We start from the raw sequence: 20,600 nt of genomic DNA, 5'->3' as shown, positions 1-20,600 counted from the left end.
ATTATGACAACAATTCGGTTGTGCTTGCAATGGAGGCCCGCTTGAATAGTTATGCAATTTAATAGTTATGCAATTCGCAGCCATCACAGGAGCAGCTATGTCCATGCAATCCCCGGTACAATGCAAATCAAAACTGCCGGATGTAGGTACCACTATTTTTACCGTTATTGGGCAACTTTCATCACAGCATAATGCCATTAACCTTTCCCAGGGTGCGCCAGGCTTTCCGTGTGACCCTGCGCTGGTCGATGGTGTGACGAAAGCAATGAAGGAGAACCGTAACCAGTACGCACCAATGACCGGGTTACCACTCCTCAAACAGCTAATTAGCGAAAAAGTCGCCCTGGCTTATGGCCAGCATTATGATGCTCAGGATGAAGTGCTGGTTACTGCCAGTGCCAGTGAAGGGATTTATTCAACGATTAGTGGGCTTGTTCACCCAGGCGACGAAGTTATTTATTTTGAGCCCTCTTTTGATAGTTATGCGCCAGTCGTTCGTTTACAAGGTGCCACTCCGGTTGCTATCAAACTGACCCAACCTGATTTTCGCATTAACTGGGATGAGGTGTCTGCGGCGATAAACAGCCGTACCCGGATGATTATTATCAATACCCCACATAACCCGACAGGACAGGTACTGAGTGAATCAGACTTAAGCGAACTGGTAAGGTTGACCCAGGGAACTGATATCATTTTGCTGGCAGACGAAGTCTATGAGCATATCGTTTTTGATGGTGCGCGCCACCACGGCATGGCAACCCACCCACGCCTTGCAGAGCGTAGCGTCATCATTTCATCCTTTGGTAAAACCTTCCATGTTACCGGTTGGCGTGTTGGCTATTGCGTGGCGCCAAAGGTACTGATGGATGAGATTATCAAAGTACACCAATTTTTGATGTTTGCTGCGGATACGCCAATGCAGTATGCATTTGCGGACTACATGGCGAATCCGGTCACCTGGCAAAGCCTTGGCCCGTTTTACCAACGTAAACGTGATTTACTCCAGTCTTTGCTGGCCGAATCCCCTTTTAAATTAATTCCCAGCGCCGGGTCATTCTTCATGCTCGCCAGTTATGGGCATTTTAGTGACGAATCCGACAGCGAGATGGTAAAACGCCTGATTGTGGAGCATGGTGTTGCTGCCATCCCGTTATCCGCGTTTTACACTGATGGTACAGACAATAAACTGATTCGCCTCTCTTTTGCGAAAGACGATGCGACATTAAAGGCAGGCGCACAGGCGTTATGCCAGGTTAAACCACGTTAAGCAGGGTTACTCATGAAAAAAATCACATCACTTATATTGGCCGCTGGGTTGCTGTCTTCTTTGTCTGCTATTGCGGCAGAGAGCACATTGCGTTTTGGATTGGAAGCCGAATATCCACCATTTGAAAGCCGTAACGCCGATGGTCAGTTAGAAGGTTTTGATATCGATCTGGGCAAAGCAGTTTGCCAGACGGCAAAACTAAAATGCGAATGGGTAGAGACCTCGTTCGATGCACTGATCCCAGGCCTGATGGCAAAAAAATTCGACGCCATTAACTCGGCAATGAACATCACTGAACAGCGTGAGAAAAGCATTGATTTTACCCACCCCATTTACCGGATACCAACCCAACTGGTAGGTAAAGCAGGCAGTGGGATGGATGCGACAGCAGCATCACTAAAAGGAAAAACCATTGGCGTTCTGCAGGGTTCTATTCAGGAAGTGTATGCCAAAGAGCATTGGGAAAAACAGGGCGTCACCGTTGTGTCATACAAAGACCAGAATATGGCGTGGGCCGATTTACTTAATGGCCGTATTGATGCCTCACTGGTGATGTCAGCCGCGGGTCAGGCTGGTTTCCTGAGCAAGCCCCAGGGCAAGGGCTTCGGTTTCGTCGGTAAACCTGTAAGCGATGACAAAATTCTGGGTAGCGGGATCGGTTTTGGTCTGCGCAAAGGTGATACCGAAACCAAAGCACGCCTGGATGCGGCTATCAGCAAATTACAGGCTGATGGCACAGTCACAACACTTGCTAAAAAATATTTCCCGGGTATTGATGTCAGCGTGAAATAACACTGTTAGCGCTACGGCCTGAGGGAGACATGTCCGAAAAACAGGCGCTCAAGCGGGTCGTAGCGTTGTGTTGTTGGATTCACGATAAATTTTGTCTAGAGTGTCATGGCAACGGGCTTAAGTGCATGGTGAGGATGCCCGTTAACCTAACGCTAATATCCTGACAAAAAGGACGATGAATCCGGCATGAATCGCAGACGTTTTATAAAAGCCTCTATGGCGCTGGCCGCTGCCTGTGGCACACCAGCACTTGCCACTTTCTTCTCACGCGCTGCGTGGGCACAAGAGTCAGGAATTGCCGATGGCAGTACCCGCACTTTCGATTTTTCTGTGTTGCAGTCCATGGCTCATGACCTGGCGCAAAAAGCCTGGGGCGGCGCACCTCGTCCGTTGCCGCAAACTCTGGCCGATTTAACGCCGCAGGCTTACAACAGCATTCAGTATGATGCAGCGCATTCTTTGTGGCACAACATTGAAGACCGCCAACTGGATGTGCAGTTTTTCCACGTAGGAATGGGCTTTCGCCGCCGTGTCAGAATGTTCTCTCTCGACCCGGCAACCCACCAGGCAAGAGAAGTGCATTTCCGGCCTGATCTTTTCAATTACCACGATGCGGGTGTGGACGTTAGCCAATTAGAAGGGCAGCCAGACCTGGGCTTTGCTGGTTTTAAAGTTTTTAAAGCCCCTGAACTGGCGCGCCGTGATGTGGTCTCTTTTCTCGGCGCAAGCTATTTCCGTGCTGTAGATAATACCTGGCAATATGGGCTTTCCGCTCGTGGCCTGGCCATTGATACCTTTACCGATAAACCGGAAGAATTCCCGGATTTTACGGCATTCTGGTTTGAAACGCCGAAAGCCAGCGACACAACTTTTGTCGTGTATGCCTTGCTGGATAGCCCAAGTGCCACTGGTGCGTACAAATTCACCATTCAGTGCGAAGAAACCCAGGTGATTATGGAAGTCGAAAATCACTTGTATGCACGCCAGGACATCAAGCAATTGGGGATAGCCCCAATGACCAGTATGTTCAGTTGCGGCACCAATGAACGCAGAATGTGCGACACAATCCACCCACAAATTCACGACTCAGACCGCCTTTCAATGTGGCGCGGCAATGGTGAGTGGATTTGCCGCCCGCTCAATAACCCACAGCGTCTGCAGTTCAACGCATTTATGGACGAAAACCCGAAAGGGTTTGGGCTGCTGCAACTCGACCACCGTTTTGAAAGCTACCAGGATGTGATGGGCTGGTATAACAAACGCCCGAGCCTGTGGGTTGAACCGCGTAATGAATGGGGCAAAGGCCATGTTTGCCTGATGGAGATCCCAACAACGGGTGAAACGCTGGATAATATTGTGTGTTTCTGGCAGCCGGAGAAACCAGTAAAAGCAGGAGACACGCTGAACTTTAAGTACCGCCTGTATTGGAGCAGCTTGCCGCCTTATCACACCAATATGGCCAAAGTGTATGCAACCCGTACAGGAATGGGCAGTTTCCCTGAAGGCTGGGCACCGGGTGAACACTTCCCAGAAAAATGGTCGCGCCGCTTTGCCATCGATTTTGTAGGTGGAGACCTGAAAGATGCCGCGCCGAAAGGTATCGAGCCTGTGATTACTCTGTCCAGTGGCGAAGCTCGCCAGGTAGAAATTCTGTATGTGGAACCCTTTGATGGCTACCGTATTCTGTTCGACTGGTATCCCACTTCCGATTCCGTGGATCCAGTAGAAATGCGGATGTTCCTGCGCTGCCAGGGTAAAGCGATTAGTGAAACCTGGCTTTACCAGTATTTCCCCCCGGCACCGGATAAGCGCAAATATGTTGATGACCGCCAGATGCGCTAGGCCATAGAGTAAAAAACCGCGCAAGGTTTGCAGCCTGCGCGGTTTTTTATGTGCCGGGAATCGTGTCAGGACAGAGGTCCGCCCATCACAGTATCTTCAATTCCAGCCATAATTCGCTCGCCTGTTTCAGTTTTCAGCTCATCATACCAGGCATGTGTAGCTTGTTTATCCTTACCGTGTGTCACATCACAACGTTTACGCGCTTTGAGCACCAGGTCTTTTACCCGCTCATTGCGTTTTTCCTGATAACGTTGCAGGGCATCTTCAATACCCAATGAGTTGGTTTGTAGTGCAATTGCCAACACCACAGCATCTTCCATTGCCGCACACCCCCCCTGGCCAATATCCGGTGTGGTACTGTGCCCGGCATCACCTAAAAGTGCGACACGGCCACGAACCAGTTGCATAAATGGTTCGATGTCATGAATTTCTATGCGATTTGTGGTTTGAGGGTCCAGCGTGTCAATAAGCGTTTGAACCGGTTGGCACCAGCCAGAAAAGTAGCGCTTAAGATCGTTCCGCAATGTGGTCCGGTCTTCTTCCAGGCCTTTAGGTAACGGCACATCAAAGAAGAAATAAAAGCGATTACCCGCCACCGGCATCAAAGACACACGTTTTCCTTCGCCAACAAAGGTGGTCCATTGATTTGCCGGGGCAATACTTTCATCGATTTCAACCAGCCCATTCCAGTTCACATAGCCCGCATAGCGGCGCTCGGTTTGGTAGCCTAATACCCAATTGCGGATAACGGAATGGGTGCCATCGGCAGCAACCAACAAGTCGCCGGTTGCTTTATGCCCATCTTCAAACCAGGCACAAACACCATCGGCTTGCTCTTCTATATGAGTAACCCGCTTACCGAATTGCACAGCGTCTTTTCCATATTGCTCCAGCAACATGTTTTGTAATTCAGCACGCGCTACCGGATAAGGGCGTTCCCCCACAGCTTTAACCAGAGGAGACAGGCTAAAACGGGTGAGGGTGGCTGCACTGTGCCCGTCAATATAGGCAAGATTTGCCATATCTCCGCCAAGTTCGGCAATATGTTCATGAAGGCCAAGATAATTCAGGCATTTTACCCCATTTGGCCAAATGGAAATTGCCGCGCCAACGGGTTTAATTTCTTTTACGGCTTCATAGACTTCGGTTTCAATGCCGCAGCGTTTAAGGGCTATCGCTGCGGACAAACCGCCAATGCCACCACCAATTATAATTGCTTTCATGCTTGCCTCCTGTTCTGTAACAGAATTTTTGCAATTTCTGTACCAAGTGCGGTTATAGATGCATTGAAACTTTAGTTGCACTGAGTACCAATGGTTTCACTAAAGGTTTCATGGCTGGCAAACAATGACCGGCAATATTAGCTGAGCAATGAATTGCGTATTTATGGTGCGAAAAGGGTTTTCATGCACCAAAAGTGGGCGGATAAAGCACAAGACTTTTACGAATTTTTCACTTAGTCTTTGAAATAATAGAAAAGATATGAGGTACGACCGTGGATACGCCCCAAACATGGCAGGATGAAGTGATTTCTGTGGATTCGCATATTCAGTTGCATTCAGTGCATGAACGCTTTGTTGACCCTCTGTTTGAGCTGATTTTGCGTAATAAAGACTGGTTGCAACAAAGTATGAACTGGCCTCAGTTTGTTAATGCCCGTGAAGATACTGTGAAAACGGTTCAGGGTAATTACTTGTTACACCACCGCAATATCACCAAAATGTTTATGATTTTGTGCAAGTCAAAACTGGTGGGCGTAGTGTCTTTTAACCTGATAGAGCCAACAAATAAGACTGCCTATATTGGTTACTGGCTCGATGAAGCCGCTCAGGGGAAAGGTATTTTGTCCCGCTCGCTAAACGCGATGATGATGAAATATGTACAAGAAGGTTTGGTGCGCCGGTTCGTCATTAAATGCATTGTAACCAATACCGCCAGTAACCAGGTTGCTCAGCGCAATGGGTTTGCCCTTGAAGGGCGGCTGCGTGAAGCCGAATTTCTAAATGGCGCTTATCATGACCAGAATATCTATGGCCGTATTATTGATGCCAGCAAGGCTTGCGCTAAATAATTAACACTCAAAAGGCAGGAAAGGGCTGGCCCGAGTAATGCGCTGGTTGCCCGTGAGTGTTTTTGAGCCTCGCAATAAAACAGTTTCATCATCCCAGGTTTCTATACAGGCGTTATCGCGAAGTTCTATGGCATTCTCCAGGCGCACATTACCCGCGATACGCCCATGCCCACGTACGGTGACATGGTCGCATAAAACGATCGGGCCGCCGTGCAGGTTCGCATAATCCCGCAAGTTTACATCCCCCGAGATAACGCAGTTGCCTTCAACCACCGCATAATCCGCAACCCGGGCTCGGCCACGTAATACCGGTATACCATCGGCATCCTGGCTTGAAATAATACGAGCATGGTCAGTCACACAAGTATTGTCACACAGCCAGACATTACAGGAATCGTTTCCCTGAATAATGGCATAACCACTCACACAAGCCCGATGTTCCAGAAAACCAAAATCAATATAAGTATGGTCACAAACACTGACCTGGTGAGCCAGCCAACTGCGCCGGATATGCGCATTACCGTTGACAGTAAGAACCTGTTCTGGGTCTGCGGTAAACCCCATCCCCGCCATTACACGGCAGTCGAATAATTGGGCTTCACCGCCAATATGAGCAAGCCCATCCATTTGGCAATCGCTTATCAACGCGCTATCAGTTACCTGAAGCAGGCCTGTTAACCGGCTGTGCCCAAGAATTTGTGCATCGCCACTCACTTGCGCACCACCAAAGACTTCAGCTTGCTCTTCAATCCAGGCGAAACCATGTTGACTAAGGCAATGCGGCCCATCCACCCAACCTCCCAACTGACCTTTGCATACCGCACCAAAGTCTATCAATGCACAGACCTGGTACAGAGTGACACTTTCCCCCTGTGTGGAAATAAGCGTACGGCAGTGGTCGCTCAGTTGGTATTTTTTCATTATCATCTCCGTTTACTGTATTAATTTTGGCAGACGCTAAAGGCTTTGCCACTCGTTGCAGGCAGTGGTGGGAGAAAACGATGCGCACAGAAAACTATTTTCATGACAACTACGGGCTTACCTTACCGCATTCTGAATTACGCAGTGCGGCTCCCCGGCTAAAACCTAACAGCCAGGTGCTTGACCTGGGCTGTGGTAATGGGAGAAACAGCCTTTATTTGGCAGATGCCGGGCATCAAGTACAGGCCTGGGATAAAAACGTTGCCAGCATAGAAAACCTGCAACGCATTGCCCGGCAGGAAAAATTAAATAATCTCGACGCTGCAGTGGCGGACCTGAATCAGGTTAATTTCCACGGTGCGTATGATTTATTATTATCCACCGTGGTTATGATGTTTCTGGAACCTGCGGCTATTCCCCGGCTGATTAACCAGATGCAGGAAGCCACACGCCCTGGTGGGTTGAATTTAATTGTCTCAGCAATGAGTACCGCTGATTTTCCATGTTCTGTCGGATTCCCGTTTACCTTCAAAGAGGGTGAACTGGCTGCGTATTATGCAGGCTGGGACCTGCATAAATACAATGAAGATGTGGGGGAATTGCATAAAACTGACAGCGATGGCAACCGCATTAAACTGCGGTTTGCGACGCTGCTGGCTCAGAAGGTGTAACCGGCCACTGGCTTTGCTGAATCACTGTGCGGTAGCCGTCGTTATCAATAAAAGTTTGCCCATGGTGATCCCAGTAGGGGTTGTAACTGTTAATCGCATGAAACCCGGCAAGGCGCATTTTTTCGCAACGCTGCCGCCAGCAGGTTGGGTCTGGGTAATAGAGTACCAGCAGGTCTTCGCTTCCCGGAGCCGGAGTAATTGGGTGGCGATGGCACAATGTGAACTCAAGGTGCCATGCTGCCTGCGGGTACGACAACATAATGCCGCTAAAGCCATTATGCTCATCAAAGCGGCCAGTGACCTCCAGCCCAAGCCCTGTACAGTAGAGCACTTCACTTTGTGTCAGAGAGGTAACCGGTCTGGCAATACGTAAGTGTGGCGTGTTCATCGTAAAAGCCCTTTTTGACAGTATCTTAAGCAGTGTTGCAGCTTCTGGGCTGCATGTGTTGTCAAAAGTGCCTTTGTGCTACGCGCACCACACTTTTCCCTGTCGCACAGAGTGTCAGGCGCTTTTCAGGCGTAAACCGGCACGAATTCTACTGACAGGCACGAACATAACCAGGTTTCCTGCCAAAATCAGAACCAGCCCAATGACCGCGTTAATTTTCCACTGGTAACCTTCAAACAAGGTTGAAATTGTTAATGCCACCAGGGGAAAAAGCAGAGTGCTCCAGGCTGCATTCGCGGGGCCAATACGGCCAACCAAAGTGAAATAGGCACCGAAAGCAATGACTGAACCAAAAATCCCCAGATAAAGCAGTGCGCTAATATAACGGGTATCCCATTCAGGCATAAAATGGCTGCCACTGAACAGGCCAATCGCTCCCATCACCAACGTACCGTACAGCATGGCCCAGCTGTTGGTGGTGAGTGTATCCAGCCCACGTTTCTGGTGGCGTGCACTAATCATATTCCCCAAAGAAAACCCATACGTTCCCAATGCACTCAAACCAATACCCGCCAGCAAGGTAAGCGAAAGCGTATGGCCTGCCACATCATCCCAGAACAACACCACCATACCAACCAGCCCCAATACAGCAGCAACATAAAAACGTGGTGCCGGGCGCTGGCCAAAAAAGAGGAAACTGTTTACCGCGTTGAACAGAACAGCCATAGAAAAGATAACTGACTCCAACCCGCTGGTTATCCAGGCGGCAGCATGGTAGAAGCAAAAAAAGTTGAACCCGAAAACACAGCACCCCTGTAGCAGGCAGAGTAAATGGTCTTGTTTGTGCATAGCCTTCAGGCGGCGGGTCATTAGCATCACCGGCCATAACACGACACAAGCCACAGCAAACCGCCAGAAAATAGAAACGGATACAGCAACCGGCCCTTGTTGCATGGCAATGGCAATCCAGGTAGTCCCCCAGATGACCACGACCAAAATATACAGTACTGCGTTCATGAATAACCTCATTACCCTGAAAAAGTAACAAGTAGTGTGCAGCGGCCTGCGCAAAGTGGCTTGCAGCCGGTTGTGGTGTACTTGCATATTCTTGCGGTTTTTTTTCTGGTAATGGCTGGCAGGGGAGAAATTGCCACCGTAGACTGTCAAACAGATGAAGCAATGGCAGAGCGATATGGGTTACCACGCATTCGAAAATTTGCGCCAGCACAAGGCGGTATTACACGACAGTGTGCAGCTTAACTCTGGGGTACAACTGGCATCCTGGTCAAATAAGCATGACACCATCACGCAGATGAGTGACCACCATACATTAAGTTTGTATGTGGCCGACGGGTACGAAACCTACCACAAAACACACCAGGGCTGGAAAAACGGCGGCGGGCCAGACCGGTTTTGCCTGATGCCCGAGCAGAGTGAATCTACATGGGATGTGCGGGCAGATCTTTCGTTTGTCCACCTTTATTGTACCGATACGCATTTACGCGCAATTGCGGAAGAGATTTGGGACCGCAGCCCGGCCAGTATTCAGCTTGATGAACGGACGTTTGCCGAAGATACCCAGATTACCCAACTCTATCGCCAGTTTTTGCTCAATAACGCCTGGGGGGAACAGGCAAACCACCTGGTGCTCAGTACCGCATCTACATTGTTGCTCACTCACATTGTGCAGCGCTACAGCACCGTTCAGTGGAAGTTGCCCCCGGTAAAAGGTGGTCTGGCACCAGTGGTTTTACGCCAGACTGTGGAATGGGTAGAGCATCACCTTGATACGGCCATTACTCTGGACAGGCTGGCGGCGCAGGCAGGGCTCAGCGAATTTCATTTTGCGCGCATGTTCCGCCAGTCGGTTGGTGTTGCGCCGCATCAGTATGTAATGCAGCGCCGAATGATCAAAGCCGAACAACTGGTGAAAGCAGGGCAATTACCGCTTACCGATATCGCTCTGCAGTGTGGTTTCAGTTCTTCGAGCCATTTTTCAAACCGTTTCCGCGCTGTTTATGGCTGTACACCTTCCGCCATGCGCGCTTTAGGGGCCAGGCAAGCATAACAAACACCACCGGCAATCAGCCCCCAAAACGCACTTTCTACACCACCCAAAGTTACCCCGCTTGCGGTGATTAAAAAGGTAATAATGGCAGCATCACGCTGGTGAGGGATATTCAGCGCCTGCACCAGGCTGCCACTGATGGTGCCTAATAATGCTAACCCGGCAAGTGTTTGAATCCACGCCTGCGGTACAGCGGCCATCAAAGATGTAATGGTGGCACCAGATAACCCAGCAAGCAGATAAAATACGCCAGCCATTGCAGATGCTTTCCAGCGTTGTTGTGCATCAGGATGTGCCTCTGGGCTCTGGCAAATCGCGGCGGTTATGGCAGCGATACAGACAGAAAATACCCCAAATGGCGACAGCAATAGTGACAAGGTGCCGGTGACAACCATCAATAATGAAACCGGCAGGTGGTAACCAGATGCTTTCATGGTTGCCACACCTGGCGCATTTTGTGATGCCATAGTGACCAGGAAAAAGGGCACACCAACCCCCAATAAGGCTGGCAGAGAAAAGTGCGGTGTTACCCACTGAGGTATTACAAAATGGGTATTAATATGCCGGGTATCTATACTGCCTGTCATTGCACAAATAACCAGCCCGACAAGCAGAGCGAAAACAATGGCATAACGCGGCGCAATACGGCGTGCCACCACCCAGCAAACGAGCATGGTACCGGTTAACGCCAGGTGACCCTGCAGGTTAGTAAATGCATCCAGCCCAAAACGCAGTAATATCCCAGCCAACATGGCCGCAGCAAGGCTGTGGGGAATGATTTTCATCAGCCGGGCAAATAACCCCGTCACGCCACACAAAACAATAAGCAGATTAGCAAAGACAAAAACGCCAATAGCATCATTAATAGTAAGCCCGTGCAGGCTGGTAGCCAGTAATGCGGCACCCGGCGTGGACCACGCGGTGAGCACCGGAATACGGTACCAACAGGATAAAATCAGAGAACTGGCACCCATCGCAATACCCAGCATGGTCATCCAGCCAGCAATCTGGTTGGCTGTCGCACCTGCAGCAGTGGCTGCCTGCCAAATAATAGCGGCTGAACTGGCATAGCCAACTAATACCGCAACAAAACCGGACATAACCGTTGGGAAAGGAAGGAATGTGTGCCTCATAACGTCTCCTGCGCTGTGCGTTATAACGTCCGGACTATATCACCGTGCGTTATAACGTACAAGGCGCTATACTGACCAGCCACACAGGAGAAATTTATGGATGATATTGCAAGCTGGCTGGCATCAACATTGAAGCAGTTGCGTCAACAACGTGGATGGAGCCTTGCTCAGGCTGCTGAGAAAACCGGTGTTTCAAAGGCCATGCTTGGGCAAATCGAGCGCAATGAATCCAGCCCGACAGTGGCCACACTATGGAAAATTGCCACTGGCCTGAATGTACCTTTGTCGCGGTTTATTACCACGCCTGGCAGTGAACGGCCTGTTTATGATGCTCAACAACAGGCAATGGTGGTGACACCTCTATTCCCCTATGACCCGGCATTACGTTTCGATATGTTCAACATTACATTGGCACCAGGGACACAGAGTGACTCCAGCCCCCATGAACAGGGTGTTATTGAACATGTGGTTGTTCTTACAGGCGAATTATCGTTGTGTGTTGATGGGCAATGGCACACCCTTTCCGCCGGTGAAGCATGGCGCTTTATTGCCGATGTTCCTCATAGTTATGCCAACCGTAGTGGAATAACCACGGTATTTCAGTCGCTGATTCACTATCCATCGTCTACGGTTTAAAACGGAGCAACTTTCCCGTGAAAAGCGGTTTTGCTCATACCCGATTCTGACTACAATAGCCGCCTTTCAATAAACCTGAATAAGACAATTATGCGCCTGCAAACTCATAAACTTGAACTGCTCAGCCCGGCACGCGATGCCGAAATAGCCCGCGAAGCCATTCTGCATGGCGCTGATGCGGTCTATATTGGTGGCCCGGACTTCGGCGCCCGCCATAACGCATCGAACAGCCTGAAAGATATTGCTGAACTGGTTCCTTTTGCTCACCAGTTTGGTGCCAAAGTGTTTGTGACACTGAATACGATTCTTCATGACAATGAGTTAGCTGGCGCACAAAAGCTGATTACTGACCTGTATCAGGCCGGGGTGGACGCGCTGATTGTTCAGGACATGGGGATCCTTGAGCTGGATATTCCCCCCATTGAGCTGCATGCCAGCACCCAATGCGATATTCGCAGTGTGGATAAAGCCCGTTTTTTAGGGAATGCCGGATTCTCGCAAATCGTTCTGGCGCGTGAGCTGAATCTGAACCAGATTGCAGATATTCATGAAAATACCGATGCTACCATCGAGTTTTTTATTCATGGTGCGTTGTGTGTGGCGTACTCCGGGCAGTGCAACATCTCTCATGCGCAAACCGGGCGCAGTGCTAACCGCGGGGACTGCTCCCAGGCCTGCCGCCTGCCTTATACCCTGAAAGATGACCATGGCCGGGTAGTTGCTTATGAAAAACACCTGCTTTCGATGAAAGACAATGACCAGAGCGCCAACCTGGAAGCGTTAATCAACGCGGGTGTGCGCTCTTTTAAAATCGAAGGCCGTTATAAAGACATGAGTTATGTGAAAAACATAACCGCTTATTACCGCCAGTTACTGGATAACATTATTGAGTCGCGCAGTGATCTTGCACGTGCCTCTGCCGGGCGCACTGAACACTTCTTTATCCCTTCTCCGGATAAAACCTTTCACCGCGGCAGCACAGACTATTTTGTGAATCAGCGTAAGCAGGATATTGGTGCTTTTGATTCACCGAAATTTATTGGCTTGCCTGTTGGTGAAGTGCTGAGTGTTGCAGCTAAACACCTTGATGTGGAAACCAGTGAGCCACTGGCTAACGGTGATGGCCTGAATGTGATGATCAAACGCGAGGTAGTGGGTTTCCGGGTGAATACCGTTGAGAAAACGGGGGAAGGGCGTTACCGGGTCTGGCCGAATGAAATGCCTGCTGATTTACATAAAATCCGCCCTCATCATCCGCTTAATCGCAACCTGGACCACAACTGGCAACAGGCTTTACTCAAAACCTCCAGCGAACGGCGTATCGCGGTTGATCTTGAATTAAGTGGCTGGCAGGAACAATTGGTACTGACTGCAACCAGTGAAGATGGCGTGAGTGTAACGCATACCCTTGATGGCCAGTTTGATATTGCGAATAACCCGGAAAAAGCACAAAGCCAGTTGCATGATGGCGTGGCGAAACTGGGGCAAAGTTGCTATTACCCGCGTGATGTGAGCATAGCTTTAGCGCCACCGTTGTTTGTACCCAACAGCCTGTTGAACCAGTTACGCCGTGAAACCGTCGCTCTGTTAACTGATGCCCGTATGGCGAATTACCAACGTGGCAGCCGTAAACCCGTCAGCGTTCCACCCCCTGTTTACCCTGAATCAAACCTGACTTTTCTTGCCAATGTGTACAACCAGAAAGCCCGGGATTTTTACCATCGTTATGGGGTTAAACTGATTGATGCGGCTTATGAGGCCCATGAAGAGAAAGGCGATGTACCGGTAATGATCACCAAACACTGCCTGCGTTTTGCGTTTAACTTATGCCCCAAACAGGCCAAAGGCGTGCAGGGTGTGAAAGGGCGGGCAACGCCCATGCAACTGGTGCATCAGGATGAAGTGCTGACTCTGAAGTTTGACTGTAAACCCTGTGAGATGCACGTCATTGGCAAAATGAAAAACCATATTATGAAGATGCCGTTACCAGGCAGCGTGGTGGCATCAGTGACACCGGAAGAGTTAATGAAAACATTGCCAGGGCGGAAAGGGCGTTAATTTTAAGGCTGTTGGGCTCTGTTGCCCCCTGTACCGGGGCAACAGGTCTACAGAGAATCATCGTGACAGAGTTAAGAAATCAGTCTTCAAACTCCCCGTCAGGGTTAATTGCAAGCAGTGCTAATCTGTTATATCTGAGTGCATGGTATTTTGCATTCATAATCTCAGGGGTTTTCTCTGTGATAATTTTCTCGCATGTGTGGTGCTTGGTTCCACTATAATCGAAACTCCTCCCAAGTACGTTATTGATATATTCCCCATCCATTTTTCCATAATAAAGAATAAGTTCTTTTTCGCTTATGGCGTAAGAGAATTTTCCCATAGGCTGATTTCCTCCTTTGGACACAAATAAGTCCATAAAAGAGTCACTGAAAGTTATTGTGTGTGGGTAGTTAACAGTAATGGCAGAGAAGGCATCATTAAAAACATCAATAATCTCATTTTTATTTTTAACCATCTCGTCAATTTGTAAATCAGTCATCCCATAGTGGGCAGGATCTTGCGCTATATCATCACGAGTAACTTTAGGTATCCGAAGATAACCTGCCACTTTGGGGAGAGACCCGGTAAAGGGGACTTTCAAGGCACACCAGGTACTGGATCGGAATGTATAAGGATTAGTGTATTTACCCTCTAGTGCCCTGGTATAAACAAAAATACGTGCATTTTCCCAGTTAATAGAAGCGGTATGTTCCCCTGTTTCCAGTAAGCCTGCCCTGGAGAGGCTTTGCAAATCAACCGTATCAAAAACTTTGGTTTCTTCTGGTAAATCAGTGATGGTGAGGTTGACATGGGTTTTATGCGGTGTTCGCCGCCGCTCTGCTTTGACCAGTGCTTCGTCCACCCATTCACGGGTATGCTTTGCTTCACCTAATTTCACATAAAAAATATATGTGCCGCCTGATTTTTTCAAATCTGAAACGGTTATTTTTTCACTGGCGAATTTTAGTTCTGTATCGGAAAATAAAGAAATAATCGCACCGGCATTGAATGTGTTATGGTCCCCGGCCCATTCGCCAATAATATCTGGCTCCTTACATCCGGCTAACAATAAAAGGGCCGCGAATGAAGTTAATCCTTTCTTCATTATAACTCCGTTTATAAAAATAGATTTTAGTAGCCACCGAAGAATATCATAGCGATTCAGACCATCACAGGAATAAACAAAAACATAAAACCGAACCTTAAAGCAGTAATTAACGATTAGACTAACTGTTTAATCGTTAACAGGCAGAAGATGACAAAGTGGTAAACCTGGATAATAGAAGAGATAACGATGTATCTCCGGTGATGGGTGTCTGTGGTCAGAACTGGTAACGTATTGGTTTACGGTGAGTCACTTCATGAAGTTGTTCACGGGAATCATGAGCTGCTTCTTCTGCTACTGCGCGAAGCTCATCGGTGTCTGCTTCATGCAACAACTGGTAATCCAGGCTGCGCAACCCGGCATGCTCAGGTGTTAGCGTCCAGGCGGTGACCTGGTTGGTCGCCAGTGAACAACAGATTAAGATTAAACAAACGGCTGCATGACGCATTGCTACACTCCCTCCGGCTGACCCGCTCACTATTGCAGAGAAAAAATCAATCTGTCAGGAGTTTTGCAAAGCCTTGCAAAGGGAGTGTAAGAAAAGCAAATGCAGAATAAGCTGATGGCGACTCTGGTAGCAATAAAGGCCAGAGCACAGCACTTAGCATTAATGAGAAACCGTACCAGAAAATAAGTTAATAACCAGCACACCGGCAATAATTAGCCCCATTCCCAGCATGGCGGGTAAATCAAGTTTTTGGCCCATGAATAACCAACCCACAAGGCCTATCAGCACAACACCGGTACCCGACCAGATCGCATAAATAATCCCAGTAGGCAAGGTTCGCATGGATACTGCAAGCAAATAGAACGCCACACCATATCCCAGAACAGTAATCAGGGAAGGCCACAGACGAGTAAAACCGTCGGATAATTTCAGGGAGGAAGTAGCAATAACTTCACACAGAATTGCAATGCTCAGATAAAACCAGGTCATGGGTAATTACTCCGTCAGCGCTAACAGGCGTTGAACAAGGGCTTCACGTTGGGGGGGGGTCATTGGGTGCAAATTACATAAACTGGCATAGCACAGGCCATCGGCCGCCATACGGCAGAATAGGGCAGTTGTCCCATTATCGATGTCTTTATCATCTACAGGAATTTGGGTGTTAATGAAGTCTGCCCAGCGTTCCCGTAATACAGGGTCGGCAAATAATGCGGCCATAATTCCTTGATTAAGCGCGACTTCCTGCTCACTCATTTCTCTTACACATGCCCGGATATAAGCTCTGGTTGCACGTAAACCTGGGCCTTTATCTGCGGCCATTTCTGTTTCCACTTCAGTAAGAAATTGCTGCATTGTTGTGTCAAACACAGCATCTACCAGTGCCTGGCGAGTAGGGAAGTGGTATTGAAGACCCCCTTTACTGATACCAGTGCCTTTCACGACCTTGTCCATAGTCAGGCCATGCAAGCCTTGCGTTACAATTAAGTGGGTTGCGAAATCCAACAGAGACTGGCGCAGCGCCTGAGGATCTTTATTGCGGGAACGGGCCATGGCATTCCTTTAATGAACAATCAATCTATACGGATTGTTTTGATTTTGCCATAACTAAAAACCGGCAGCAAGATTGTCACCAGTAAAATTTTAGTGGGTGGGAAGGGTTATTTTATGTAGGAGTCCAGCACTTTCAGGACAACTTCCAGGTCTTCTTCACGCTTGATCTCTTCACCCTGATGGACAATATGCTCGGTCAGGTGACCTTTGATAACCTCGCGCAGTAAACCATTTACCGCACCACGTATTGCTGCAATTTGCTGCAATACAGCCGCACACTCATGTGGTTCATCAAGCATTTTATTCAACGCAGCAACTTGCCCCTGAATCTTGCTGGTGCGGGCTTTTAGTTTCTTTCTGTCACGAATTGTATGGGGCATAAAGCGATCCTGAATAGCAGATATTGGTACAATATAACATAACAATTATACTGGGCAGTAGTATTTTTTACTGGGGGGGAGTACAATTTTAAAATCTTCATAATCAAAATAAGAATTATTATCATGAATGAGTTCACAGTACTTCTTCAGCAAGGTAATGCATGGTTTTTTATTCCCAGCGCCATTCTACTCGGGGTTCTTCATGGTCTGGAACCTGGTCATTCTAAAACTATGATGGCAGCGTTCATTATTGCCATTAAAGGTACTGTGCGCCAGGCCGCTATGCTTGGGCTTGCGGCAACGTTGTCGCATACGGCGGTGGTGTGGTTGATTGCCTTTGGCGGCATGTATCTCAGCAATAAATTCACTGCTGAATCCGCAGAACCCTGGCTGCAAGTCATCTCCGCAATCATCATTCTCGGAACAGCGTGGTGGATGTTCAGGCGCACATGGCAAGGTGAGAAAAACTGGCTTGAATCTATGCAAGAGCATGAACATGATCACTCTCACAGTCATAGCCATCACGCAGATGTTCAACAGATAGATACCGGACATGGGGTAGTGGAGCTATCTATATTTGAAGAAGGGCAGCCACCTCACTGGCGGTTATCAATGCTGAGTGGGCATACATGGCCAGCAGAACACGTTTATCTGGAAACTGTACGTGAGCCAGGTGGCGCAGTAGATGCCTTTAGTTTTGTAAACAAGGGCAGTTATCTGGAATCTACAGCCGCAGTGCCGGAACCCCATGAATTCACAGTGCAATTATCACTGGGCCATAGTGGGCATTCTCATAAGTACGAATTAGCATTTACCGAAGATGACCATGGGCATGATCATGCAATGCTTGCAGGCCTGGATGTGAATTCAAAAGAATACCAAGATGCCCACGAACTTGCCCATGCCAACGATATTCGCCACCGCTTTCATGGCAAAGAAGTTACCAACTGGCAAATTCTATTGTTTGGCCTGACCGGTGGTTTGTTGCCATGCCCAGCAGCAATTACAGTGCTGCTTATTTGCATTCAGTTGAAAGCGCTGGCGCTGGGAGCAACGCTGGTGGTCTGTTTCAGTATTGGCCTTGCGCTGACATTGGTAACCGTCGGTGTTGGTGCTGCACTCAGTGTGCAGCAAGTTGCAAAACGCTGGCAGGGTTTCAATACGCTGGCACGTCGGGCACCTTACTTTTCCAGTGTACTTATTGCCCTGGTGGGGGTGTATATGGGGGTACATGGCTACATGGGCATAGCCGGGTAACGAAGAAACAATGTGGTTACCGCCAGGCAAATTAAGCCTGGCGAGTAAGGTTTAATGGGAATGCAACCCAGCCAGTTGCATCAGCAAGCGAAATAAGCAACTGACCACACCCAGCGTCAGAACACTGGCGGCCCAAATGATCAAGAGCCAACTCAGCTTTCGCCATACCGGCGTTCGGTTCATTAATGGTACCCTCCCTCGGCATTAACTTTCCCTCGAAACACATGCCCTTCGAGCACCGCCAGGTAGCTGGCAAGCCCAATGGTGATAGCCGGGAAAATAATATGGAACGAAACAGTAAAAGCGAACTGGATCCTCGCCAGGTGAAAGGCATCAAACGCCACAATAAGAACCTCATAGATACCGAGTAGTGGCTTTATCTTATTTAGCCGTGGTTCTGTTTAGCAGCCACAGTTAGCGGCTATTTATCTATAACAGTTATAAAAAAATGCCAAAAATAATTAAATTGTTATTGATGACTCGCAGAGGTGGCACCTGTTAGTTAAAAAAGTGTTATCATAGCGCTCCACTAAACCTGCCTGATGCCAAGTGCATACTGTGTACAAAGCAAAGCCTGTGCGTGTTCGTGAGGTGGGTAAAATTTGTTAACAGGAAGTCTCGCGAATGAACCAAAAAGATGCGGCCTGGATAGAAGAAAAGATTAATTTTTCCGAAACCAGTGTTGCCAAAGTTGTGTTCCCGACCACTATCAACCACCATTCAACACTGTTTGGTGGAACTGCCCTGGCCTGGATGGATGAAGTTTCATTTATTGCCGCCACCCGTTTTTGCCGCAAACGTCTGGTTACGGTGTCTACGGAAAAGATCAATTTTAAACATCCTATCCCATCGGGTTCGATTGTTGAGCTGGTTGGCAGAGTGACTCGCGTGGGTAATACCAGCCTGACTGTCACTGTGACTATTTATCTGGAGCAGATGTATGCCGATGGCAGGGAAGAAGTTATTCATGGTGAGTTTAACTTTGTTGCAGTCGATGATAACGGCAAATCAACCCCATTGTTCGATGACGCGCCATAGCCTGTGAAAAAATACCAGCAACTGGCTGAACGTATCTCTCATCAGATTGAATTAGGCGTGTGGCACCCCGGTGACAGGCTACCATCAATACGTGAGCAGGTAGGTCACAGTGGTATGAGCTTTATGACTGTCACTCATGCCTACCAGTTGCTGGAAAGCCGGGGGCTAATTTCAGCACGCCCACAATCCGGCTATTACGTCTCACCACCTGCGCCAACTACCACACCGGGCATGTCTGCACCGCTGCTTCACCAGGAGAATGTAGACATCAACAGCTACATTTTTGATGTATTGCAGGCCAGTAGCCGTGCGGGTGTGGTTCCTTTTGGTTCTGCGTTCCCAGATCCTCGCTTGTTTCCATTGGCACAGCTTAACCGTTCTCTTGCTCACGTGGCACGTAACACCAGTGCTGTAAGCATGACTGAAAACTTGCCTCCCGGGCATCGCGAGTTACGCCAGGCCATCGCCCGCCGCTACGCCCAACATGGGTTAACCATATCACCGGACGAAATAGTCATTACTACTGGGGCGCTTGAAGCACTAAATCTTAGCCTGCAGGCAGTCACAGAACCTGGAGACTGGGTTGTAGTGGAAACGCCATGCTTTTATGGTGCGCTACAGGCCATTGAGCGCCTCAAACTTAAAGTCATAGCAATTCCCAGTTCACCTCACCATGGTATTGATCTTTCGGCGCTGAAGCAGGCATTGCACAACTGGCCAGTAAAAGCATGCTGGTTGATGGGAAATCACCAAAACCCGCTCGGTTTCACATTACCTGACGAGCGGAAACAACAAATAATTGATTTGCTGGCACTGCATCAGGTGACATTAATTGAAGATGATGTATATGGTGAGCTTTATCAGGGTAACCAACGCCCAGCGCCTTTCCGTGCTTTTGATACCTCTGGAATTACACTGCATTGTTCTTCATTCTCCAAGTGCCTGGTTGCTGGATTCCGTGTAGGGTGGGTCGCTGCTGGTCGTTATGCCCGGCGTATTCAGCAACTGCAACTGATGAGCACCCTTTCCGGGAGTGCTCCAGTGCAAATGGCGCTGGCTGATTACCTCACCACCCGAAGCTACGATACCCATCTGCGTCGTTTGCGCCGAGTGTTGGCAGAGCGTAAACAAAAGGCCTGGCAAATACTGCGCCAGCACTTACCAGAAAGTTGTGTTATCACACAACACGATGGTGGGTATTTCTTATGGGTCTCATTACCTGATGGTATTGATACACGGGCGCTTAATACTGCGGCAATTAATGCTCAAATTAGCCTGGCTCCTGTCAGCATGTTTACCTTCGGCCCCGCAGGGCTTAATGGGTTCCGTGTTAATACCTCATTCCCCTGGCAGGAGCGGGAAGTACAGGCTGTGCGTACACTTGCCAAGTTATTACGTCATGCGCAGGCAATGTCTTCATAGGAAATTTCAATACTCTCCATTTTTCATGAACAACCGCTAACTCCCTGTCTACACTTTAAAAGTTCACTCTC

Annotated in this window: 22 protein-coding genes and 1 pseudogene; 11 read left to right on the top strand and 12 right to left on the bottom strand. The window is 48.7% G+C overall.

Annotated features, from left to right (window positions below; translation table 11 throughout):
* Nucleotides 1–97: 97 nt before the first annotated feature.
* The 3 genes from LC084_RS06900 to LC084_RS06890 all read left to right on the top strand — a co-directional run bounded on the left by LC084_RS06900 (nt 98) and on the right by LC084_RS06890 (nt 3,901).
* Nucleotides 98–1,267 (top strand): methionine aminotransferase, encoded by a 1,170-nt coding sequence (locus LC084_RS06900; RefSeq protein ID WP_226570456.1) that lies wholly within the window; start codon nt 98–100, stop codon nt 1,265–1,267.
* Between the two features lie 12 nt (nt 1,268–1,279).
* Nucleotides 1,280–2,059: an ABC transporter substrate-binding protein gene (locus tag LC084_RS06895; RefSeq protein WP_226570455.1), complete on the top strand. Its 780-nt coding sequence runs from the start codon at nt 1,280–1,282 to the stop codon at nt 2,057–2,059.
* A 186-nt stretch (nt 2,060–2,245) separates the two neighbouring features.
* Entirely contained in the window at nt 2,246–3,901 is a 1,656-nt protein-coding gene (locus LC084_RS06890) for a glucan biosynthesis protein D (RefSeq protein WP_226570454.1), read from the top strand.
* 65 nt (nt 3,902–3,966) lie between these two features.
* On the opposite strand, the gene hpxO is transcribed toward LC084_RS06890, so the two are convergent.
* Entirely contained in the window at nt 3,967–5,124 is a 1,158-nt protein-coding gene (hpxO, locus tag LC084_RS06885) for an FAD-dependent urate hydroxylase HpxO (protein WP_226570453.1), read from the bottom strand.
* A gap of 272 nt (nt 5,125–5,396) precedes the next feature.
* Between hpxO and rimL the strand changes: the two genes are divergently transcribed.
* Nucleotides 5,397–5,972: a 50S ribosomal protein L7/L12-serine acetyltransferase gene (rimL, locus tag LC084_RS06880; protein ID WP_226570452.1), complete on the top strand. Its 576-nt coding sequence runs from the start codon at nt 5,397–5,399 to the stop codon at nt 5,970–5,972.
* Here rimL and LC084_RS06875 read toward each other — a convergent pair whose 3' ends face one another.
* Nucleotides 5,973–6,893: an LbetaH domain-containing protein gene (locus LC084_RS06875; RefSeq protein WP_226570451.1), complete on the bottom strand. Its 921-nt coding sequence runs from the start codon at nt 6,891–6,893 to the stop codon at nt 5,973–5,975.
* A gap of 80 nt (nt 6,894–6,973) precedes the next feature.
* On the opposite strand from LC084_RS06875, the gene tehB reads away from it, so the two are divergent.
* The gene (gene tehB / locus LC084_RS06870) at nt 6,974–7,564 is read left to right on the top strand and encodes a tellurite resistance methyltransferase TehB (RefSeq protein WP_226570450.1); all 591 of its coding nucleotides are present in this window, start codon (nt 6,974–6,976) and stop codon (nt 7,562–7,564) included.
* On the opposite strand, the gene LC084_RS06865 is transcribed toward tehB, so the two are convergent.
* A complete protein-coding gene (locus LC084_RS06865) occupies nt 7,524–7,952 on the bottom strand; it encodes a VOC family protein (protein WP_226570449.1) in 429 nt (142 codons plus the stop codon). The genes tehB and LC084_RS06865 overlap by 41 nt on opposite strands.
* 114 nt (nt 7,953–8,066) lie before the next feature.
* Nucleotides 8,067–8,969, bottom strand: a complete 903-nt coding sequence (locus LC084_RS06860; protein WP_226570448.1) for a DMT family transporter — start codon at nt 8,967–8,969, stop codon at nt 8,067–8,069.
* Nucleotides 8,970–9,144: 175 nt separating this feature from the next.
* Here LC084_RS06860 and LC084_RS06855 point away from each other — a divergent pair, with 175 nt between their 5' ends.
* Nucleotides 9,145–10,020 (top strand): helix-turn-helix domain-containing protein, encoded by an 876-nt coding sequence (locus tag LC084_RS06855; RefSeq protein WP_226571158.1) that lies wholly within the window; start codon nt 9,145–9,147, stop codon nt 10,018–10,020.
* Here LC084_RS06855 and LC084_RS06850 read toward each other — a convergent pair.
* Nucleotides 9,969–11,153: a benzoate/H(+) symporter BenE family transporter gene (locus LC084_RS06850; RefSeq protein ID WP_226570447.1), complete on the bottom strand. Its 1,185-nt coding sequence runs from the start codon at nt 11,151–11,153 to the stop codon at nt 9,969–9,971. The two genes, LC084_RS06855 and LC084_RS06850, sit on opposite strands and share 52 nt — an antisense overlap.
* 96 nt (nt 11,154–11,249) lie before the next feature.
* On the opposite strand from LC084_RS06850, the gene LC084_RS06845 reads away from it, so the two are divergent.
* A complete protein-coding gene (locus tag LC084_RS06845; RefSeq protein ID WP_226570446.1) occupies nt 11,250–11,789 on the top strand; it encodes a helix-turn-helix domain-containing protein in 540 nt (179 codons plus the stop codon).
* 90 nt (nt 11,790–11,879) lie between these two features.
* Nucleotides 11,880–13,847 (top strand): peptidase U32 family protein, encoded by a 1,968-nt coding sequence (locus LC084_RS06840; protein WP_226570445.1) that lies wholly within the window; start codon nt 11,880–11,882, stop codon nt 13,845–13,847.
* A 79-nt stretch (nt 13,848–13,926) separates the two neighbouring features.
* On the opposite strand, the gene LC084_RS06835 is transcribed toward LC084_RS06840, so the two are convergent.
* The 5 genes from LC084_RS06835 to rcnR form a co-directional block, all read right to left on the bottom strand.
* Complete coding sequence (locus tag LC084_RS06835) at nt 13,927–14,934, bottom strand: hypothetical protein (RefSeq protein WP_226570444.1); 1,008 nt, start codon at nt 14,932–14,934, stop codon at nt 13,927–13,929.
* Nucleotides 14,935–15,151: 217 nt separating this feature from the next.
* Entirely contained in the window at nt 15,152–15,382 is a 231-nt protein-coding gene (locus tag LC084_RS06830) for a DUF2554 family protein (protein WP_226570443.1), read from the bottom strand.
* 159 nt (nt 15,383–15,541) lie between these two features.
* On the bottom strand, nt 15,542–15,871 hold the full coding sequence (locus tag LC084_RS06825) for an SMR family transporter (protein ID WP_226570442.1): 330 nt from the start codon (nt 15,869–15,871) through the stop codon (nt 15,542–15,544).
* A gap of 6 nt (nt 15,872–15,877) precedes the next feature.
* Nucleotides 15,878–16,432 (bottom strand): TetR/AcrR family transcriptional regulator, encoded by a 555-nt coding sequence (locus LC084_RS06820; protein WP_226570441.1) that lies wholly within the window; start codon nt 16,430–16,432, stop codon nt 15,878–15,880.
* 107 nt (nt 16,433–16,539) lie between these two features.
* Complete coding sequence (rcnR, locus tag LC084_RS06815) at nt 16,540–16,812, bottom strand: Ni(II)/Co(II)-binding transcriptional repressor RcnR (RefSeq protein WP_226570440.1); 273 nt, start codon at nt 16,810–16,812, stop codon at nt 16,540–16,542.
* Nucleotides 16,813–16,935: 123 nt separating this feature from the next.
* Between rcnR and LC084_RS23335 the strand changes: the two genes are divergently transcribed.
* Nucleotides 16,936–18,069, top strand: coding sequence for a nickel/cobalt efflux protein RcnA (locus tag LC084_RS23335; protein ID WP_226570439.1), 1,134 nt, complete (start codon nt 16,936–16,938; stop codon nt 18,067–18,069).
* Between the two features lie 51 nt (nt 18,070–18,120).
* Here the strand turns inward: LC084_RS23335 and LC084_RS06805 are convergent, their stop codons facing one another.
* Together LC084_RS06805 and LC084_RS06800 are read right to left on the bottom strand one after the other, a co-directional pair.
* Nucleotides 18,121–18,252 (bottom strand): DUF2474 domain-containing protein, encoded by a 132-nt coding sequence (locus tag LC084_RS06805; RefSeq protein ID WP_226570438.1) that lies wholly within the window; start codon nt 18,250–18,252, stop codon nt 18,121–18,123.
* Nucleotides 18,253–18,272: 20 nt separating this feature from the next.
* A pseudogene (locus tag LC084_RS06800) lies at nt 18,273–18,416 on the bottom strand (cytochrome ubiquinol oxidase subunit I); the annotation flags it as partial.
* 277 nt (nt 18,417–18,693) lie between these two features.
* Between LC084_RS06800 and LC084_RS06795 the strand changes: the two are divergent.
* Nucleotides 18,694–19,107 carry an acyl-CoA thioesterase gene (locus tag LC084_RS06795; RefSeq protein WP_226570437.1) on the top strand — a complete coding sequence of 138 codons (414 nt, stop codon included), beginning with the start codon at nt 18,694–18,696 and terminating at the stop codon, nt 19,105–19,107.
* A gap of 3 nt (nt 19,108–19,110) precedes the next feature.
* Entirely contained in the window at nt 19,111–20,529 is a 1,419-nt protein-coding gene (locus tag LC084_RS06790) for an aminotransferase-like domain-containing protein (protein ID WP_226570436.1), read from the top strand.
* Nucleotides 20,530–20,600 lie beyond the last annotated feature (71 nt).

Source organism: Mangrovibacter yixingensis, assembly GCF_020523985.1.
GTDB lineage: Bacteria > Pseudomonadota > Gammaproteobacteria > Enterobacterales > Enterobacteriaceae > Mangrovibacter > Mangrovibacter yixingensis.
This window is presented reverse-complemented; position numbering and strand designations above follow the sequence as displayed.

Coding starts and splice junctions, on each gene's coding strand:
- LC084_RS06825 (WP_226570442.1), bottom strand. CDS start 15,871: ATGACCTGGTTTTATCTGAGCATTGCAATTCTGTGTGAAGTTATTGCT.
- LC084_RS06890 (WP_226570454.1), top strand. CDS start 2,246: ATGAATCGCAGACGTTTTATAAAAGCCTCTATGGCGCTGGCCGCTGCC.
- hpxO (WP_226570453.1), bottom strand. CDS start 5,124: ATGAAAGCAATTATAATTGGTGGTGGCATTGGCGGTTTGTCCGCAGCG.
- LC084_RS06805 (WP_226570438.1), bottom strand. CDS start 18,252: ATGAACCGAACGCCGGTATGGCGAAAGCTGAGTTGGCTCTTGATCATT.
- rcnR (WP_226570440.1), bottom strand. CDS start 16,812: ATGCCCCATACAATTCGTGACAGAAAGAAACTAAAAGCCCGCACCAGC.
- LC084_RS06860 (WP_226570448.1), bottom strand. CDS start 8,969: ATGAACGCAGTACTGTATATTTTGGTCGTGGTCATCTGGGGGACTACC.
- LC084_RS06865 (WP_226570449.1), bottom strand. CDS start 7,952: ATGAACACGCCACACTTACGTATTGCCAGACCGGTTACCTCTCTGACA.
- LC084_RS06835 (WP_226570444.1), bottom strand. CDS start 14,934: ATGAAGAAAGGATTAACTTCATTCGCGGCCCTTTTATTGTTAGCCGGA.
- tehB (WP_226570450.1), top strand. CDS start 6,974: ATGCGCACAGAAAACTATTTTCATGACAACTACGGGCTTACCTTACCG.
- LC084_RS06795 (WP_226570437.1), top strand. CDS start 18,694: ATGAACCAAAAAGATGCGGCCTGGATAGAAGAAAAGATTAATTTTTCC.
- LC084_RS06875 (WP_226570451.1), bottom strand. CDS start 6,893: ATGAAAAAATACCAACTGAGCGACCACTGCCGTACGCTTATTTCCACA.
- LC084_RS06895 (WP_226570455.1), top strand. CDS start 1,280: ATGAAAAAAATCACATCACTTATATTGGCCGCTGGGTTGCTGTCTTCT.
- LC084_RS06820 (WP_226570441.1), bottom strand. CDS start 16,432: ATGGCCCGTTCCCGCAATAAAGATCCTCAGGCGCTGCGCCAGTCTCTG.
- LC084_RS06850 (WP_226570447.1), bottom strand. CDS start 11,153: ATGAGGCACACATTCCTTCCTTTCCCAACGGTTATGTCCGGTTTTGTT.
- LC084_RS23335 (WP_226570439.1), top strand. CDS start 16,936: ATGAATGAGTTCACAGTACTTCTTCAGCAAGGTAATGCATGGTTTTTT.
- LC084_RS06840 (WP_226570445.1), top strand. CDS start 11,880: ATGCGCCTGCAAACTCATAAACTTGAACTGCTCAGCCCGGCACGCGAT.
- LC084_RS06855 (WP_226571158.1), top strand. CDS start 9,145: ATGGGTTACCACGCATTCGAAAATTTGCGCCAGCACAAGGCGGTATTA.
- LC084_RS06900 (WP_226570456.1), top strand. CDS start 98: ATGTCCATGCAATCCCCGGTACAATGCAAATCAAAACTGCCGGATGTA.
- LC084_RS06830 (WP_226570443.1), bottom strand. CDS start 15,382: ATGCGTCATGCAGCCGTTTGTTTAATCTTAATCTGTTGTTCACTGGCG.
- LC084_RS06845 (WP_226570446.1), top strand. CDS start 11,250: ATGGATGATATTGCAAGCTGGCTGGCATCAACATTGAAGCAGTTGCGT.